The organism is Paenibacillus sp. NEAU-GSW1 (assembly GCF_009737085.1).
In the GTDB taxonomy this organism is placed as follows: domain Bacteria; phylum Bacillota; class Bacilli; order Paenibacillales; family Paenibacillaceae; genus Pristimantibacillus.
In genome coordinates this window covers 34,048-51,124 of sequence record NZ_WOVL01000008.1, presented here as the reverse complement: position 1 = coordinate 51,124, position 17,077 = coordinate 34,048, and the positions used below count along the sequence as shown (strand labels likewise).

At 48.9% G+C, this 17,077-nt stretch carries 14 protein-coding genes; 10 read left to right on the top strand and 4 right to left on the bottom strand.

Annotated elements, in window-relative coordinates; all coding sequences use genetic code 11:
* Positions 1 to 158 precede the first annotated feature (158 nt).
* Entirely contained in the window at positions 159 to 1,112 is a 954-nt protein-coding gene (locus tag GOM71_RS07630; protein ID WP_156279470.1) for a quinone oxidoreductase family protein, read from the top strand.
* Between the two features lie 8 nt (positions 1,113 to 1,120).
* Complete coding sequence (locus GOM71_RS07625; RefSeq protein WP_156279468.1) at positions 1,121 to 1,555, top strand: MarR family winged helix-turn-helix transcriptional regulator; 435 nt, start codon at positions 1,121 to 1,123, stop codon at positions 1,553 to 1,555.
* A 166-nt stretch (positions 1,556 to 1,721) separates the two neighbouring features.
* On the opposite strand, the gene GOM71_RS07620 is transcribed toward GOM71_RS07625, so the two are convergent.
* Positions 1,722 to 1,868: a hypothetical protein gene (locus tag GOM71_RS07620; RefSeq protein WP_156279465.1), complete on the bottom strand. Its 147-nt coding sequence runs from the start codon at positions 1,866 to 1,868 to the stop codon at positions 1,722 to 1,724.
* Between the two features lie 407 nt (positions 1,869 to 2,275).
* Here GOM71_RS07620 and GOM71_RS07615 point away from each other — a divergent pair, with 407 nt between their 5' ends.
* Complete coding sequence (locus GOM71_RS07615; protein WP_156279463.1) at positions 2,276 to 3,211, top strand: helix-turn-helix transcriptional regulator; 936 nt, start codon at positions 2,276 to 2,278, stop codon at positions 3,209 to 3,211.
* Positions 3,212 to 3,318: 107 nt separating this feature from the next.
* A complete protein-coding gene (locus tag GOM71_RS07610; RefSeq protein WP_156279461.1) occupies positions 3,319 to 3,822 on the top strand; it encodes a DinB family protein in 504 nt (167 codons plus the stop codon).
* Between the two features lie 98 nt (positions 3,823 to 3,920).
* Here GOM71_RS07610 and GOM71_RS07605 read toward each other — a convergent pair whose 3' ends face one another.
* Both GOM71_RS07605 and GOM71_RS07600 read right to left on the bottom strand, forming a co-directional pair.
* Positions 3,921 to 4,442, bottom strand: a complete 522-nt coding sequence (locus GOM71_RS07605; RefSeq protein WP_156279459.1) for a GNAT family N-acetyltransferase — start codon at positions 4,440 to 4,442, stop codon at positions 3,921 to 3,923.
* A 51-nt stretch (positions 4,443 to 4,493) separates the two neighbouring features.
* Positions 4,494 to 5,534 (bottom strand): LacI family DNA-binding transcriptional regulator, encoded by a 1,041-nt coding sequence (locus GOM71_RS07600; protein WP_156279458.1) that lies wholly within the window; start codon positions 5,532 to 5,534, stop codon positions 4,494 to 4,496.
* A 532-nt stretch (positions 5,535 to 6,066) separates the two neighbouring features.
* On the opposite strand from GOM71_RS07600, the gene GOM71_RS07595 reads away from it, so the two are divergent.
* The 5 genes from GOM71_RS07595 to GOM71_RS07575 all read left to right on the top strand — a co-directional run bounded on the left by GOM71_RS07595 (position 6,067) and on the right by GOM71_RS07575 (position 11,990).
* Positions 6,067 to 6,960, top strand: coding sequence for an ABC transporter permease (locus GOM71_RS07595; RefSeq protein ID WP_156279725.1), 894 nt, complete (start codon positions 6,067 to 6,069; stop codon positions 6,958 to 6,960).
* 16 nt (positions 6,961 to 6,976) lie between these two features.
* Positions 6,977 to 7,858 (top strand): carbohydrate ABC transporter permease, encoded by an 882-nt coding sequence (locus GOM71_RS07590; RefSeq protein WP_156279457.1) that lies wholly within the window; start codon positions 6,977 to 6,979, stop codon positions 7,856 to 7,858.
* Between the two features lie 78 nt (positions 7,859 to 7,936).
* On the top strand, positions 7,937 to 9,553 hold the full coding sequence (locus GOM71_RS07585) for an ABC transporter substrate-binding protein (RefSeq protein WP_156279456.1): 1,617 nt from the start codon (positions 7,937 to 7,939) through the stop codon (positions 9,551 to 9,553).
* 26 nt (positions 9,554 to 9,579) lie between these two features.
* Positions 9,580 to 11,055 carry a glycoside hydrolase family 32 protein gene (locus GOM71_RS07580; protein ID WP_156279450.1) on the top strand — a complete coding sequence of 492 codons (1,476 nt, stop codon included), beginning with the start codon at positions 9,580 to 9,582 and terminating at the stop codon, positions 11,053 to 11,055.
* Between the two features lie 23 nt (positions 11,056 to 11,078).
* Positions 11,079 to 11,990 (top strand): ROK family protein, encoded by a 912-nt coding sequence (locus tag GOM71_RS07575; RefSeq protein WP_156279448.1) that lies wholly within the window; start codon positions 11,079 to 11,081, stop codon positions 11,988 to 11,990.
* A 67-nt stretch (positions 11,991 to 12,057) separates the two neighbouring features.
* On the opposite strand, the gene katG is transcribed toward GOM71_RS07575, so the two are convergent.
* Positions 12,058 to 14,241, bottom strand: coding sequence for a catalase/peroxidase HPI (katG, locus tag GOM71_RS07570; protein ID WP_156279446.1), 2,184 nt, complete (start codon positions 14,239 to 14,241; stop codon positions 12,058 to 12,060).
* A 362-nt stretch (positions 14,242 to 14,603) separates the two neighbouring features.
* Here katG and GOM71_RS07565 point away from each other — a divergent pair, with 362 nt between their 5' ends.
* Positions 14,604 to 16,880: a helix-turn-helix domain-containing protein gene (locus GOM71_RS07565; protein WP_156279444.1), complete on the top strand. Its 2,277-nt coding sequence runs from the start codon at positions 14,604 to 14,606 to the stop codon at positions 16,878 to 16,880.
* Positions 16,881 to 17,077 lie beyond the last annotated feature (197 nt).

Below are 17,077 nucleotides of genomic sequence, written 5' to 3'. Positions count from 1 at the left end.
GCAGGTTTTGTTTATTTCAATGGTAATGAATCCGACCACGGCGGTAGAGAACATAGCTGGAACGAATGATCACATTTATGTGCATATTGCACATAAATATGCTATGCTTTATATGTGCAATATGCACATAAATGTGATGAAGGAGAGGCTGATAAACGATGAAGGCAGCGATTGTAAAGGAATTGGGGGCAATCCCTGTGTTTGATCAATTTGATTCACCAGTCGCAACAGACGCTCATGTTTTGGTTAATGTTTCGGCAGCAGCCTTAAGTAAGCTTAGCAAGTTTCGTTCAATGGGCATGCACTACTCATCAGAGATTAACTTTCCAATCATAGCAGGCGCAGACGGCGTAGGGACTTTGGAAGATGGCTCTCGCGTATACTTTGCTCTCCCTACTGCACCTTATGGCAGTTTGGCGGAGCAAACAATCGTCAACGAAAAAATGATCATCCGTTTACCAGATGGCATTGACGATGTCACAGCCGCTGCTATCGCTAATCCAGCTATGTCGTCTTGGGCTGCTTTGGTATATCGGGCTCGTTTCAGACCTGGCCAAACTGTTCTGATTAATGGCGCCACTGGGGCATCCGGCAGCTTAGCTGTTCAGATAGCCAAGTACCTGGGAGCTAAAAAAATCATTGTGACCGGACGTAACGAATCAAAATTGCGATTACTGGAGGCTGATGAAGTCGTTTCGTTCGATATGACAGTCGATGGCGGCGTTAAAGCGTTTCAGGACGCCTTAAATTCAGTTATTTCCGGAGGTGTTGACGTAATTTTGGATTACCTTTGGGGTGATAGCGCCTTCGCAATTCTTTCAGCGATCGCCCAGATTGGCGCAAATCAGACAACTCGCTTTGTTAGTATCGGAACATCGTCGGGGCAAGAAACGATCAGTGTCCCTTCATCGATCCTTCGAGCGTCATCAATTGAACTGCTAGGCAGCGGTGGCAGGAGTGTTTCACAGGCTGATATGCTTTCATCTGCTAAAAGTGTTTTTGAAATGGCCGCAGAGGGGAAAATCAAAATTGCTGTAGCGGAGTTCGCTTTAAAAGATATTGAAGCTGCCTGGACTGCGCCCTTGACTCCCAGACCCGTAATAAAGGTATAATATTGAACATGGAAGAACAAATTTTTAAAGCGCTAATTGATTTAATTTCTATTATTAATCGGCCGGATCGTGATAAGAAAATGATTGCCAGTGCCGGAGTTCATTTGGAAACAGCTGCCTTTCGTGTTTTGGTTGGTATCGGTCACCTTCAATCGACCAGCGTTGGTGATTTGGCCGACATGATGGGGAAAAATTACTCGAGTGTCAGTCGACAAATTGATAAGCTAGAGGCGGCAGGATTGGTGCAAACTTATCCATCAAGCGAAGATTCTCGCGTTCGCTTGTCTGAATTGACCTCTTACGGGAAGGAAATCCACTCCATGATTAATCTCACCCGTCAGCGCATTATGCGTGAAGCAATGGGTGATTGGACACCGGGTGAAAAAACCGGCTTATTGAACAATTTGAGGCGTTTGTCCGATTCGTTAAACAAATTTGAATAGCCAAAGAATCAAGCCGGGCTGGAGTGGTCGGTTTCAAACGGCAGAGATGCCGTTTTTTTATGTTTGGAAATATAAAATGTTGATTGGAGGTAAAGGTACGCAGTTCATCATGGACTGCGTTTTTATTTTTGCTTTGCACTCGTTTCAAAGCTAATTCGGCACTGTTCTACTTCATCGTCGCGGGGATGTCAGCATAGCCATACCCTTCGTTCAATAGAATTTGACCGTCTTTAACGATGACGAGAACGGCGCCCGCCAGCTGATCTTTTACTTCAGGCTGCTGGAAAAAACCGCCTTGCGAATGCTTCGACATTCTCCTTGTCTAATGGGGCGGCTGAAGGGCGCGCTTGGGGTGCTGCCGATACGAGGACAGACGGGATACAAAGTACGAGTGCGAGAATAAGAAACATTCGGGTTTGAATCCGAAATCCGTAGGAGAATGCGATTCGTGAGGCGTTCCCGTATTTCTTTTGCGTGATCGCGCAACCTGCTATTGTGTTCCCTAGCAAATTGAATTAAAATCCAATTTAGGTTTATATGTTTAAAAACTTAAACATGACATTTGTTCATTCTATTTGAGCTTCTTGCTAAAGGGGCTATACCATCAATTATACAGAAGGTATTCCCACTGTCCGACGCAACGGCCGCTCTCGCACTTTTTGAAAAAGGGGGAGGCACGGGGGAAATATTGTTAAAACCTAGTATAGGAGGTTCTTATCATTGAAGCTCCAACGATTGCTGGGTATCACCATGCTTCTGCTCAGCCGCAAGCGATTGGGAGCCCAAGAACTGGCCGAGCGGTTTGAGGTTTCGCTGCGTACGATTTACAGAGATATCGAGGCGATCAATGCCGCAGGTATCCCCATTGCGTCTTATGCGGGGGCGGACGGCGGCTACGAGATTATGGACGATTTTCGCATAGAAAGACAGATCGTTACCCTAGATGATCTATCGTCGATAGTAACGGCCCTAAAAGGCATGCAGTCAACTCTGCAGGATGGGCAAATAGATCATCTGCTGGCCAAGATTAGCGCGTTGATTGCCAAAAATGAGCAACAACGAATGGAAGAGGCGGGGGAACAGCTGATTATAGGTTTGAGCCCGTGGACGAGGGTGGAGGCGGACAAGGACAAGCTGGCTGAGCTTCGTCTGGCTGCCAAAAACAGGAACGCAGTCTGGCTTACATACTCCAATTCCGAAGGAGAAACGGGGGAGAGAACCGTTGAGCCGATAGGGCTTGCCTGGAAAGGAAGCGCGTGGTACTTATACGCCTACTGCCGTCTAAGAAAGGATTGCCGAACATTCAAGCTGTCCCGCATTCATAAACTCCGTGTCGATATGGAAATATTCCCGCGCCGGAAGGAGCGTCTGGAAGATCTGGATGCCAGATGGGGACAGCGGGACATACAGTCATACATAACGATGGTGCTTCGATTTCATCCGCGAGTTAGAGTGCGGGTTGAAGAGTTCTTTGGCCCGGAACAAATGACGGTGGAGGAGGACGGATCGCTGCTGGTCCGGTCAGAGTTTCCGGAGGATAATTGGCTCTACGGAATGCTGCTTAGTTATGGGCCGGATCTGTGCGTGCTTGCGCCGAAGTCTCTTGCCGATGAGATCAGCGGCCAAGCCAGGCGAATTGTTGAATTGTACAAGTAATTCAACTCGGCAAACTCTGCTGACAATACGTTGTCAGTGGACCTCGTTCATACTAAGTCTGTCGGGCAAATCCCATGCCTTATAAAATCGACTAGGAGGCTGTCATTATGTACACATCGTTGCAAAGTTTTATAACAGATTACACTTACCAGGCGGAGGGCACGCAGAAGCTGCTGAACCTTTTGACTGACGCATCTTTGGATCAGGAGGTGTTGCCCGGTTACCGGACGCTCGGAAGACTGGCCTGGCATATCGTGACCACGGTTCCAGAGATGCTTCACCGCACAGGGCTGCAGTTTGATGGACCTGATCCATATACCGAGCCGCCTGCATCGGCCGCCGATGTTGCCGAAGCCTACCGGATAGCCGTACTATCCATGCTGGAAGCGATCCGTACGCAATGGACGGATGAAAATTTGCAACAGGAGGTCAACCTGTACGGGGAACCTTGGAAAAACGGATTTACATTGAGCGTTTTTCTGATGCACGAGGTTCACCATCGCGGTCAAATGACAGTTTTGATGCGGCAAGCCGGTTTAACGATACCCGGGATTTTTGGTCCTGCCAAAGAGGAATGGGCCGCCATGGGGATGGAAGCTCCCGTTGTTTGATGATTACCCCAAAAAACGCAAGTTCCAGGGCTGGACCAGCCTTAGAACTTGCGTTTTTTTTTCGCTATCCAGCAGGATAGCAGTATGTGAACGGAATGCTACTTCTCAAAAAACTCTTTCGCATATTGTGCAATGCCGTGAGCGCCAGCAAGGCCGCCATTAACAAGCTCAACGGCCATAAAATGTTCGTCCGAAACTTCAAACGGCGCTTCTATGCCATATTGACTCGCTTTTTTGTAACCGAACTTCGGATAATACTTGTCATGTCCCAATACAACGGAACCCTTGTAACCAAGCTGCACAGCAATGCTGTGGCCTTCCATAATCAGCTTCGTTCCAATACCTTTACCATGCATTTCCGGTAATACAGCGACAGGTCCAAGAGCGATCAGAGTTTGATCACCCACTATTAATTGTGTAAAAAGAATATGGCCCGCAACTTTACCCTCGTATTCAGCCACAAGAGACAACTCAGGTATATAATTCGACGAACTTCTCAGCCTGTTCACCAAATTTTGCTCGTCATGATCGGAATACTCAGCTTCTTCAAACGCTTTTTGTACGACATGATAGATTGCGTTAAAGTCTTCAGCTTTTTCTTGTCTAATTATAATATTCATTGGTTTTACCTCCCGGTATTGACTTATGGGACACCCCCTTCGTTTTTACGATTACCGGATATGCGGAGTCGTTTCTCGAATAAGCGGCTTTGTGAAAATATGCGACACTTGATAGGGCTGCGAAGGGTCGTCGATGCGGGACAGCAGCATTTCCGCCGCCTTTACGCCCATTTCATTGCTGTAAATATGAACGGTCGTCAGATGCGGCTCAACGATGCTGGATTCCGGCCCGTTATCGAAGCCGCAAATCGCCACATCATGAGGGATAGCGATATTGTTGTTCTTCAGCGCCTTCATAAAGCTGACGGCAATGTAATCATTGGCGCAAATAAAAGCGGAAGGCAGCGCTTTAATCGTTTGAAGGCGTTCATCCAGCCAGTTGGGCTTCGAGAAGAAGAGGCGATCCTCCTCGACGATACATTGCTCGAGATTGAGCGTGATGCCGGATTCTATAAGCGCCCGGTTAAAGCCAACCCAACGTTCGTTAAAGCTGAGACAATGGTTGTAATCGCCGATGAAGCCGAAGCTGGAATAGCCGCTGTCGATTAGCTTCTTTGTCAGTTGATAGGTGCTGTGCTGATTTTCCATCAGCAGAATGTCCGCTTTAAAATCCGGATAACTAACCGATGAGGCGCAATCGATAAATATCGTCGGCACGCCAAGACTTGTAATGAGTTCACTGTAAGCCATGTCGAACAGCTCAATGCAAATAATGCCGTCGACTTTGGAAGCGTCGAAGTTGTTAGGAAGCGTAAGAGACGCCTGGTCGACATCCCGGATAATATGAAAGCTCAAGTTATAGTTTTCCGAGCTGATCCGTTTCTCCAGGCCGCTGATTAATGCCGAACCGAAATGAGAGGTATTTGGAAGATTCGCGGTTAATAAGGCGATATTCCCGGATTGCTTGGATATCATTTGCTCGCTTTCCAAATATGCAAATTGTTTATACTTCAATTCAATCGCTTTCTTAATGACCTTGCTGCGCGTTTCCTCCGGAATCGTGCTCGTTCCGTTTAACGCCTTTGAGGCGGTATTTCTGGATATGCCAAGCGCATCCGCGATGTCTTGGATCGTTACTTTTTCCTTTGCCATGTATGTAAAAACCACCTCTAGCTAACGATATTTGATGTGAATCTTCTACATTCCAATTATTCCTAATGATAATTCAAATATATAATAGTTTGTTACAAATAGCAATGACGTTTTTACATTTGCACAAATGGTTTGAAGAGGATAGTCGGCATTGAAATTCGAAGTTAAATGTGCAAATACATCGATTTTGTCACCTGATTTGTAAAGCTGCTGTACAAAAAGAACCGAGAAAACAATCAAAAAATGCGCTAAAAACACGTTCAATGCCGCTTTTTGCACATTCCATATTCACAAATGCACTATTTTATGAACAATCGAAATAAACAAATGCACAAAAATATTTTTACAAAATGTATTGACGGTTACATTTGGTTTTGTTAAATTGTAAATGCGGAAAGGGGCAATGCACAAGAATGTAAGCCCTTACTGCACAGCACCTAACGATATTTTGTAGACGGATGGAGGAATAGGCGTGGCTAACACAATAGATGCTGATCATGCGAATGCGCCCGTTAGATCCGGCAGCTCATTCATGGATGATTTGAAAAAACATTACTTTCTTTATTTGCTGCTCGCGCCGGCACTGGTACTGACGATTATTTTTAAATACGGTCCGATGTACGGAGCCGTCATTGCTTTTAAAGATTTTAGCCCCATCAAAGGAATTTTAGGAAGCGATTGGATCGGGCTGTACAATTTCGAGAAGTTTCTGTCATCGCCGAATTTTGACGTTATTTTTATGAACACGCTTAAGCTTAGCTTTTTTGGCCTTTTACTAAGCTTCCCTATCCCGATTTTGCTAGCGCTTATGCTGAATCAGGTTCGCCATACCGCGATAAAGAAGAACATTCAATTGTTCCTCTATGCGCCGAATTTTATTTCGGTTGTCGTGGTCGTCGGGATGCTGTTTATTTTTCTTTCGCCGACAGGGCCTATCAACCAGATCGTCACCATGATGACAGGCGAACCGATAATGTTTATGTCACGGTCGGAATATTTCAGAGGCATCTACATTTTATCCGACATTTGGACGGGCGCGGGCTGGGCATCCATTATTTATGTGGCTGCGCTCGCTAATGTAGATCCCGAGCTGCATCATGCCGCGAATTTGGACGGAGCGAACCTGCTCCAGCGCATTCGGCATATCGATTTGCCGACCATTCGTCCGATCATGGCCATCGTGTTCATTCTTGCGGCCGGCGGCATTATGTCCATCGGATTCGAGAAAGCGTATTTGATGCAAACGGCGATGAATCTTCCGACATCTGAAATTATCCCTACTTACGTGTACAAAATTGGTTTGCAGTCAGGCGATTATGCTTATTCTTCTGCGGTAGGATTGTTCAATTCGGTCATTAACGTCATTATGCTCGTTGCGGTCAACTTTATTGTAAAAAGGCTGAACGAGGGCGACGGTCTTTATTAGGAAAGGAGAAACAGGCATGACAATTAAGCATTCCGGGTTTGATCGGTTTTTGCTCTTTATAAACGGCGTTTTTCTAACCATTGCCGTACTGCTCGTCGTTGTTCCGCTGTTCTATGTCGTGGTGGCCTCCTTCCTGGATCCATCCGTACTGCTAAGCCGCGGCTTGTCCTTCCGGTTCTCCGACTGGTCTGCGGAAGGGTACAGAATGATTCTAACGAATCCGGCCATGCTAAGAGGCTTTGGCAATTCGATCCTTTATTCAGTCAGCTTCGCGGCCCTTACCGTTATAGTCTCGATTTGCGCAGGCTATGCGCTTTCTGACAATCGCTTGAAGGGAAAAGGGCTGTTTATGACGCTGTTTATTATTACGATGTTTTTCGGCGGCGGACTGGTGCCTACGTATCTGCTTGTGAAAAATTTGGGCCTGCTCAATACGATTTGGGCCGTCATCATTCCGGGAGCCGTCAACGTTTGGAACATCATTTTGTCCAGAACCTTCTTTAAAGGGGTGCCTCTTGAACTGAAGGAAGCGGCTAACGTTGACGGAGCGACCGAGATGAGAATCTTTCTGCAGGTTGTTCTGCCGTTGTCAAAGCCGATTGTATTTGTCCTTGCCCTTTACGCATTTGTCGGACAGTGGAACGCATACTTCGATGCCATGATCTATCTGGACAATACGAGCCTGCATCCGCTTCAGCTGGTGCTCCGTTCCATCCTTATTCAGAATCAGGTCGAGCCGGGCATGATCAGCGATCAGCTTGCTGCGGCCGAGCTGAAGAGGCTGTCGGAAATTATTAAATATGCAGCGATTGTCATATCGAGCTTGCCGCTGATCGTGATGTACCCGTTCTTCCAAAAATATTTTGAGAAAGGTGTTATGGTCGGTTCTTTAAAATAAAATCGGCCTTCACATAGATTTGACCAAATAAAGAGATAGAAATCATTCCTTTTTACGACTATTAGGAGGTCTTATGCGATGAAAAAAATGATCAAATCGAAGAAGTTTGTGTCCAAATCGGCGACCCTTTCCGTTCTAGCGGCAACGGTGCTGCTCTCTGCCTGCAGCGGTAACGGCGGCGGAAGCGCGGCGAGCGAGAAACAGGATCCGAATGGTAAAGTAACGCTCAATTTCATTACAAGAAGCTCTGCGATTGCGCCTGCTGAACCGAACGACAAGCTGATTAACCAGCGGCTTGAAGAAAAGACCAACGTTCATATCAATTGGAAAAACTTCACGAACGATGTGTTTGTTGAGAAGAGAAATCTGGCAGTAGCGAGCGGCGATTTGCCGGATGCGATTTTTAACGCGGACTACAGCGACTATGAGCTGTTGAAGCTTGCAAAGGACGGAACGATCATTTCGCTGAATGATTTGATCGAGCAATATATGCCGAATTTCAAGAAGGTGCTGGAGGCTGCGCCTGAATATAAGAGCATGATTACTGCGCCGGACGGCAATATTTACGCGTTCCCTTGGATCGAAGAGCTCGGCAACGGCAAAGAACGCATTCAAGCTGTAGACAGCATGCCGTGGATCAATGTGGAATGGCTGAACAAGCTTGGCTTAAAGATGCCGACAACGACGGAAGAATTGAAACAAGTGCTGATCGCGTTTAAAACACAGGATCCGAACGGCAACGGCCAAGCGGATGAAATTCCGCTTTCCTTCATTAATAAGCCTGGAGCGGAAGATTTGGCTTTCCTGTTTGCTTCCTTTGGCCTGGGCGAAAATCCCGATCATGCGGTCGTTTCCAACGACGGCAAAGTTATTTTTACCGCTGCGGAAGAGGGATATAAAAATGCGGTTCAGTTTATTAGCGAGCTGTCCAAAGAGGGTCTGATCGACATTGAAGCGTACACGCAAGATTGGAGCACTTACTTGGCGAAAGGAAAGGATCAGAAATACGGGCTTTACTTCTCGTGGGACAAAGCGAATATTTCCGGCGCAAACGATTCCTATGAAGTGATGCCGCCGCTTGCTGGACCGGACGGTGAAGTCAACGTAACAAGAACGAACGGGCTTGGCCTCGGACGCGGCAAAATGGTCGTAACCAGCGCTAACAAAAACTTGGAGACGACAGCGAAATGGGTAGACCAGCTCTATGATCCGGTGCAATCGGTTCAGAACAATTGGGGCACATACGGCGACGACAAGCAGCAAAACATTTTTGAATTCGACGAAGCAAGCCATATGCTGAAGCATTTGCCGCTTGAAGGTACTGCGCCTGTTGAGCTGCGCGAGAAAACGAGCATTGGCGGACCTCTGGCGATCCTGGATTCGTACTATGGCAAATATACGACGATGCCGGATGATGCTAAAGGAAGAATGGATATTATTAAAAACATTATGGCGCCGCATATGAAAGCGGAGAATGTGATGCCAAGCGTGTTCAACTCCATTGAAGAGCTGGACCGGCTGACGACAATCGAAACCGACCTGTTTGCTTACGTGCTTCGCATGCGTACGGAATGGTACCAGAACGGCAAAGCGAATGAACAATGGGATGAATATTTGAAGGAACTGGATCGTCTTGGTTTGAAGGAGTGGCTGGAAATTAAACAAGCCGGCTACGACAGAGCGACAAAAGGTTAAAGATAGCAAGGGAGAGGAACAAAAACATGTCTACAATCGCTAAACAAAACTATAGGGGCGCTTATCACGTCTCGCCGCAAACGAATTGGATGAATGATCCGAACGGAATGGTCTATTTCGAAGGCGAATACCATCTGTTTTTCCAGCATCATCCGAACGGGGATACATGGGGGCCTATGCATTGGGGACATGTCGTAAGCACCGATCTGGTTACTTGGGAAGAGCTGGACATCGCGCTTGCCCCGGATGAGCTCGGCACGATTTTCTCCGGCAGCGCGGTCGTGGACTGGAATAATACGACGGGATTTTTCGATCAAGGCGATCCAGGACTTGTTGCCATTTTTACTCACCACCTGGAGGAAGCGGGCCGTCCCGTTATTCAGCGGCAGAGCCTGGCTTACAGCAAGGATAAGGGCAGAACGTGGGTGAAATATGCGGGAAATCCGGTTCTGGAGCATGAAAGCTTCGTCGATTTCCGTGATCCGAAGGTGTTCTGGCATGAGCAAAGCAGCCGCTGGGCGATGATTATCGCTTGCGGCCAGACGGTTTGCCTCTATCATTCGGCCGATTTGAAAAGCTGGAATTTTGGCAGCGAATTCGGCAGCGGCATCGGATCTCATGACGGCGTATGGGAATGTCCGGATCTGTTTCCGCTTGCGCTGGATGGCGATCCTGCGAATGTGAAGTGGGTCATGCTGGTCAGCATTGGAGCCGATCCCGCATTTGCGGAGGGCTCTAGAACGCAATATTTTACGGGCGACTTCGACGGAGTTACCTTTACGCCGGATGCTGCTTCAATGCAAGTGCGGTGGGCGGACCATGGGCGCGATAATTATGCCGGTGTTACTTGGTCGGATGTTCCGGCCGAGGATGGACGTCGCCTCTTTATCGGCTGGATGAGCAATTGGCAATATGCCAACCAAACGCCGACCGAAGGGTTCCGCGGCGCAATGACTATTCCCCGTGAGCTGACGCTGGAAACGATAAACGGCAAGCCATCGCTCATGCAGAAGCCGGCCTATGAACTGGAAAATGCCCGTAAACAGGTGCTGGCTATGGAGAATTCGTCAGCTGCTCAGGTGAGTGAAGCGCTTCGTTCACTCCAGCTCGTAAGCTATGAAATTCATGCACAGCTCCCTGCGGGTCAATCGCTCGGATTCAAAGTGAGAGCGGGAGCGTCCGACGAGACGGTTGTCGGAATCGACGCTTCAGCAATCCAAACGATTTATGCAGACCGGATGAACTCGGGTCAGCACAGCTTTCATGCTCTTTTCCGCAGCGTAAATTCGGCTGCTATTACACCGGCAGGCGAAAGCGTCGAGCTTCGTATTTTTGTAGATGCCGGTTCGGTTGAAGTATTCGGCAATGAGGGAGAGGCGGCTATCACCAATCTCATTTATCCGGATGCCGATGCGACAGGAGTTTCATTCTTCTCGGCCGACAGCGAGCTCATTATTCCTTCTTTGCGCATCTACGAGCTGGCGCCGCTTGCGGCGAATTAGCGCGAGTTAAGGAGGAAGAAAACATGCGTATTGGAGCGATAGAAGCCGGCGGCACGAAATTTATTTGCGGCATCGGGAACGAGCATGGCGTTATCGAGGAATCGGTCAGCTTCCCGACTGAACAGCCGAATATTACGTTAGGCAATGTGATCCGGTATTTTTCGGATAAAGGGGTTGAGGCAATTGGGATCGGTTCTTTCGGGCCGATCGATCTTCAACAAGGTAGTCCGACTTACGGAAGCATCACGACGACACCAAAGCCGGGATGGAGCAGCTGTAATTTTCTTGGCTTATTGCAGCAATCGTTTCAGGTTCCATACGGCTGGGATACCGATGTGAATGCAGCCGCTTATGGAGAAGCGGTATGGGGTGCGGCGAAAGGTGTCAGCAGCTGTCTGTATTATACAATCGGCACTGGCGTAGGCGTTGGCGTATTCACGGAAGGCAGGCTGGTTCACGGGCTGGTCCATCCGGAAGGCGGACATATGCTGACAAGAAGGCACCCGCAGGATGAATTCCCCGGCATTTGCCCGTATCACGGAGATTGCCTGGAAGGAATGGCGGCCGGCCCTGCCATCGAGGCGCGCTGGAAACAGAAGGGCTTCGAGCTGCCGGCAGACCATCCTGCGTGGGATATTGAAGCGTATTACATCGCGCAGGCGGTTGCCAATGCGATCCTGCTTGTCTCACCGCAGAAGGTCATTCTTGGCGGCGGCGTTATGGGGCAATCACAGCTGTTTCCGCTTATTCGGGAAGCTGTGCGGAAAAACTTGAATGGCTATGTAAGCGCTGCTGCCATCACAGAGAATATCGATCAGCATATCGTTCCGCCGGGATTGGGGCATCAAGCCGGGTTATACGGAGCGTTGGCGCTTGGTGTTCGAGCTTATGAGCAGGCGCAGATGAGTGCTGGGCGGGGCTTAACGGGAAAGTGACCTCGGTAACAACCAAAAAACACGCCGACGGCGTGTTTTTTGGTTTATAAATAAAGTGCTATAAGTTCTAGTTCAGATCGAAACGGTCGGCATGCATGACTTTTGCCCAAGCGGCAACAAAGTCGCGCACAAACTTTTCTTTGTTATCGTCTTGCGCATATACCTCGGCAATGGAGCGAAGGATCGAATTGGAGCCGAACACGAGGTCAACGCGAGTTGCCGTACGCACTACATCACCCGTTTTACGGTCGCGACCCTCATATACGTTGCTGTCTACCGGCTTCCAGGCGATGTTCATGTCAAGCAGATGGACGAAGAAATCGTTCGTGAGCGTGCCGATGCGATCCGTGAATACACCGTGTTTCGTGCCGCCGTAGTTTGTGCCCAGCACGCGCATGCCGCCAATAAGCACGGTCAGCTCCGGTGCGGTAAGCGTCAGCAGCTGCGCCTTGTCTAACAGAAGCTCTTCCGCGCTTACACGATAATGCTTCTTCTGATAGTTGCGGAAACCGTCCGCTGCCGGCTCCAGCACGGCAAAGCTTTCGGCATCGGTTTGCTCTTGCGTTGCATCTCCCCGTCCGGCGGCGAAGGGAACGGCTACGGTAAAGCCGGCGTCGCTTGCTGCTTTCTCTACGGCAGCATTACCGCCAAGCACGATCAGATCGGCTATGCTGACATTTTTGTTGAAATCATCCCGGATGCCTTCGAGAATCGAAAGCACGTTTGCAAGCTGCTCCGGCTCATTCGCTTCCCAATCCTTCTGCGGCGCAAGCCGGATGCGGGAACCGTTAGCGCCGCCGCGTTTGTCTGAGCCGCGGAAGGTGCTCGCCGAAGCCCAAGCGGTTTTTACGAGCTCGCTGACCGTGAGTCCGGAATTCAAAATCTTTTCTTTAAGCAATTCCGCATCCGCATCGGTTAACACATAATCAGCAGCTGGAATCGGATCTTGCCAGATAAGCGTTTCATCCGGCACTTCCGGTCCTAAATATCTGGAGCGAGGTCCCATATCGCGGTGTGTGAGCTTGAACCATGCGCGGGCAAAGGCGTCGGCAAACTCATCCGGATTCGCATGGAACCGGCGGGAAATTTTCTCGTAGGCCGGATCTACCCGCAAAGCCATATCTGCAGTCGTCATCATCGTCGGAACGCGAACGGAAGCGTCTTCCGCATCCGGCGCAAGATGCTCTTCAGCCTGATCGATAGCCGCCCAAATATGCGCGCCTGCCGGACTCTTCGTGAGCTCCCATTCATAACCGAACAGCATGTCGAAGAAGCCGTTGTCCCATTGCGTCGGATTTGCAGTCCAAGCGCCTTCGACACCGCTTGTAATGGTGTCGCGGCCTTTGCCGGAACCGTGCGTGCTCAGCCAGCCGAGGCCTTGCGCTTCAATAGGAGCAGCCTCGGGTTCTGGGCCGACGAGAGCAGCATCGCCTGCGCCGTGCGCTTTGCCAAACGTATGTCCCCCGGCTACAAGCGCTACCGTTTCTTCATCGTTCATGCCCATCCGGGCGAACGTTTCACGAATATCGCGGCCGCTGGCAAGCGGATCCGGATTGCCGTTCGGACCTTCCGGATTGACATAAATAAGGCCCATCTGAACGGCAGCAAGCGGGTTCTCCAAATCGCGATCGCCTGTATATCGTTTATCGCCGAGCCATTCTTTTTCGCTGCCCCAGTAAATATCTTCTTCCGGATGCCATACGTCCGGGCGTCCTCCGCCAAAGCCAAACGTCTTGCCGCCCATTGATTCGATTGCGACATTGCCGGTTAGAATGAACAAATCAGCCCAAGAGATTTTGTTGCCATATTTTTGTTTAACCGGCCAAAGCAGCCGGCGTGCTTTATCAAGGTTGCCGTTATCTGGCCAGCTGTTAAGCGGAGCAAAACGCTGCGTGCCGCTTCCACCGCCGCCACGGCCGTCGCCTGTACGGTATGTACCAGCGGAATGCCAAGCCATACGGATGAAAAATGGACCGTAGTGTCCATAGTCGGCAGGCCACCATTCCTGACTGTCAGTCATCAGATCGCGAAGATCCTGTTTAAGAGCAAAGTAGTCTAGCTGTTTGAATTGTTCCGCATAATCAAAGTCTTCTCCCATAGGATTGGATTTTCTATCATGCTGGTGCAAGATGTTCAAGTTTAGCTGGTTGGGCCACCAATCTTTATTTGACGTAAAGCTTGGCTTGTGACTTGTTGCGCTGCCGTGCATGAATGGGCATTTGCCGCCGTTCGTAGAAACTGTTCCGTCCATACGTTCATCCTCCTATTCGTTCTTATGAGGAAGCAAATGTATATTTTGCTCTCTTCCTCTTTATAAAACGTTTTCAGATTGAAAGCAACGGTATCGACCAAGTTTCATTTAATCTTCATGCTGTTTTCATTTCGGATGTTCAAAATGGCAGCGGATTGTTCTTATGATGTTGTACATAAACGTTAAATTCAACACAATTTCTGAAAGAAATACGTTCATCAGGTGTAACTTTACATACAAAGTGTTCCGTAACCGGAAGAGGCATGCTAGAATAAAGGCATCAAGTAAAACGCTTAACTCATCCATGCTTGTAATTGTGATAGCGCTTACAATGGAGAGTCGGGCGTAGCAGGAGGTTGGTTATGCTGAGGCTTAACAACTGGTATATACGGCTGCTCGTTTCCTATTTTCCGATACTGGTCTTGACGGTATCCATGATCATTTTTTTGTCGTTCATTGCGGTGAATGAGATTTCCCGGTTGGAAACGGCGAAAGCGGACAAAATTACGACTGGCTATGTCGTAAACAGTGTGGAGCGGGCGATTCGCGAAGTGGAATTTAATGTGCTGAAGGAAGCCGAAGCGAACAAAAGCTACGCATCGTATTTGGACGGCTCATCCGATTCGATAACGATTAAATACAATGTCATTCATAGCCTGCGGGCACTCATCGAGGATAATGACTTGGTTGAATCGATCTATTTATACAAGCAGTCTGATGATTCCGTGCTGTCTTCCAGCGGGCAGACTGAGCTGGAAGGGTTCGGCGACAGAGCTTTCATCCGTCAGGCGGATAATAACCGCAATTTCCAGGGGTGGTCGGCAAGCCGGGATTTCCGGGAGTTTGACAGGCTGGAGCCGGTGCGGGTTATATCCATGTACAAGCAAACGCCGCTTCCGTTCGGCAAAGACGGCATTCTGGTTATTAACGTCAATTTATATAAAGTAGAGCAATTGATCAGAAGCATGACGGATCAGCAAGTTTCGTTCATGAGGATTACAGATACGAATTTGCAGCAGATCTATCCCGGAGACGACGGAACAGTTTACGACGGAAAAGTGCTGACGAAGCTCGAATCCGCACCGCTGGGCTGGACATTTGAGAGCGGTCTCCAAGTTGGCCACTTGCTCAGCTGGGTATCGGTCGTATCTTATGTGTGGGTCATTATCGCGGTTCTGACTTTTGTAGTTGCCATTGTGTACATCATCTGGGTGACTCGGCGCAATTATAAGCCGATCCGGCTTATGATGAACCGGATTCAAGCGCTGCACCTGCGAGGAAGTGACGGCTCTGTCAGAATGGATGATCTGACGATGATTGACCGCGCGCTCGAGAATCTGATCGTGCAATCTAAGGATCACGAGAAGGAGCAGCGGGAAAGCGTCATTCTGCAGCGCCGGCAGCTGTTCAATGAGCTCATCAGCGGACAGCGCAGCCATCAAATGATGGAAACGCTGCGCAGGCTTAATTTGCTCCCGCAAACGGGACAGTATGCAGTCCTGGTTGTCAGGCTGAACCGATATGAAGTATTTCAGGCGGACAACACGCTTCACGAACAAAATGTATTAAAATTCGCACTTGGCAATGTCATTCAGGAACTGGCGCAAAATGAAGGGCTGCAAGGCTGGGGAGAATGGTCTGCGCCTGACCGGATTACGTTTGTGTTCGCGTCAGCGGACGATACGAATCCGATGCTGGAACGGCTTAAAAAGACGGCGATTGTTGCAAAGGAATGGAGCGGGGAGCATTTACGCTTCAAGCTGTCCATCGGGATCGGTGCCATCGCAGCTGACTATAATGGACTCGGCGAGTCCTATCAAGATGCATTAAACGGAATGGAATACCAGTATACGATTGGCCGGAATGCGATAACGTTCAGCGGGGACATCCCGCAGCAGCAGCCGCAAGGTATGTTTAATTACATGCAGCAGTGTACGAATGGCGTACAGGAATTCCGGCTGACGAAAGCAAGCTGGCGGGAAACCGTCGAGCGCATCTTCCTGCAATTTGAGGCGGAAGCGATGAAGGACGAAGACATTTTGTCGCTCATTCAGCTGTTCCTGCAAATGCTTAGCCGTGAGTTGAAGGAACTGTCGAGTACGTTGAACGAATGTATGGACGGCGACAGAGTATCGGAATTGTTTGTGAGACTGAAGGAAACATCAATGCTGGCTGAGATGAAAGAGCAGCTGTTGGATTACTTGGAACAGATTTATGAAACGTATGTCGCGATGAGCGAGGCTAAAAGCTATAAGGCGCTCATTACGGAGATTAGAGCCTATATTCAAGACAATTTTGCCGATCCGGATTTGTCTCTCAAACATCTGAGCGACCGTTTCGAAATATCCGGCAAATATGCCAGCCACTTGTTCAAGCTGGAGTACGATATGAAGTTTGTTGACTTCCTTGTCCAGCTGCGCATGCATCAAGCGGAGCGGCTGCTTGCCGAGACGGAAGAGACGGTGCAGAATATTGCCCTCCAGGTTGGCTATGCTAACTCTATCACGTTCGGGCGGGTGTTTAAGCGGTTGACCGGTGTCACGCCAGGCGAATTTCGCAAGCTGAAAATGCGTCCATCACCTTTAGCATTTGGCGCGCAGGACAATCGTGATCAAGCCGTCACAGACGGGTTGCAGTAAGGATGGATTGATGAAGACAGCGGTGGTTCGGATAAGTAATTTCATTCGGACCGCAGCTGTCTTTTTTTTAATTATAGGAAAGTATAGTTTATCGCAGGAAATCGCTTTATTTCAGCCATTTTCCCGTACGGTTTATGTGTGGAAAATGATTTATTCTAAGCGGCAAAAGCCTTGTGCCGCAACGGTTTGGCGGTATG

Coding starts and splice junctions, on each gene's coding strand:
- GOM71_RS07575 (WP_156279448.1), top strand. CDS start 11,079: ATGCGTATTGGAGCGATAGAAGCCGGCGGCACGAAATTTATTTGCGGC.
- GOM71_RS07610 (WP_156279461.1), top strand. CDS start 3,319: ATGTACACATCGTTGCAAAGTTTTATAACAGATTACACTTACCAGGCG.
- GOM71_RS07585 (WP_156279456.1), top strand. CDS start 7,937: ATGAAAAAAATGATCAAATCGAAGAAGTTTGTGTCCAAATCGGCGACC.
- GOM71_RS07600 (WP_156279458.1), bottom strand. CDS start 5,534: ATGGCAAAGGAAAAAGTAACGATCCAAGACATCGCGGATGCGCTTGGC.
- katG (WP_156279446.1), bottom strand. CDS start 14,241: ATGGACGGAACAGTTTCTACGAACGGCGGCAAATGCCCATTCATGCAC.
- GOM71_RS07590 (WP_156279457.1), top strand. CDS start 6,977: ATGACAATTAAGCATTCCGGGTTTGATCGGTTTTTGCTCTTTATAAAC.
- GOM71_RS07595 (WP_156279725.1), top strand. CDS start 6,067: ATGGATGATTTGAAAAAACATTACTTTCTTTATTTGCTGCTCGCGCCG.
- GOM71_RS07580 (WP_156279450.1), top strand. CDS start 9,580: ATGTCTACAATCGCTAAACAAAACTATAGGGGCGCTTATCACGTCTCG.
- GOM71_RS07630 (WP_156279470.1), top strand. CDS start 159: ATGAAGGCAGCGATTGTAAAGGAATTGGGGGCAATCCCTGTGTTTGAT.
- GOM71_RS07620 (WP_156279465.1), bottom strand. CDS start 1,868: ATGTCGAAGCATTCGCAAGGCGGTTTTTTCCAGCAGCCTGAAGTAAAA.
- GOM71_RS07565 (WP_156279444.1), top strand. CDS start 14,604: ATGCTGAGGCTTAACAACTGGTATATACGGCTGCTCGTTTCCTATTTT.
- GOM71_RS07605 (WP_156279459.1), bottom strand. CDS start 4,442: ATGAATATTATAATTAGACAAGAAAAAGCTGAAGACTTTAACGCAATC.
- GOM71_RS07625 (WP_156279468.1), top strand. CDS start 1,121: ATGGAAGAACAAATTTTTAAAGCGCTAATTGATTTAATTTCTATTATT.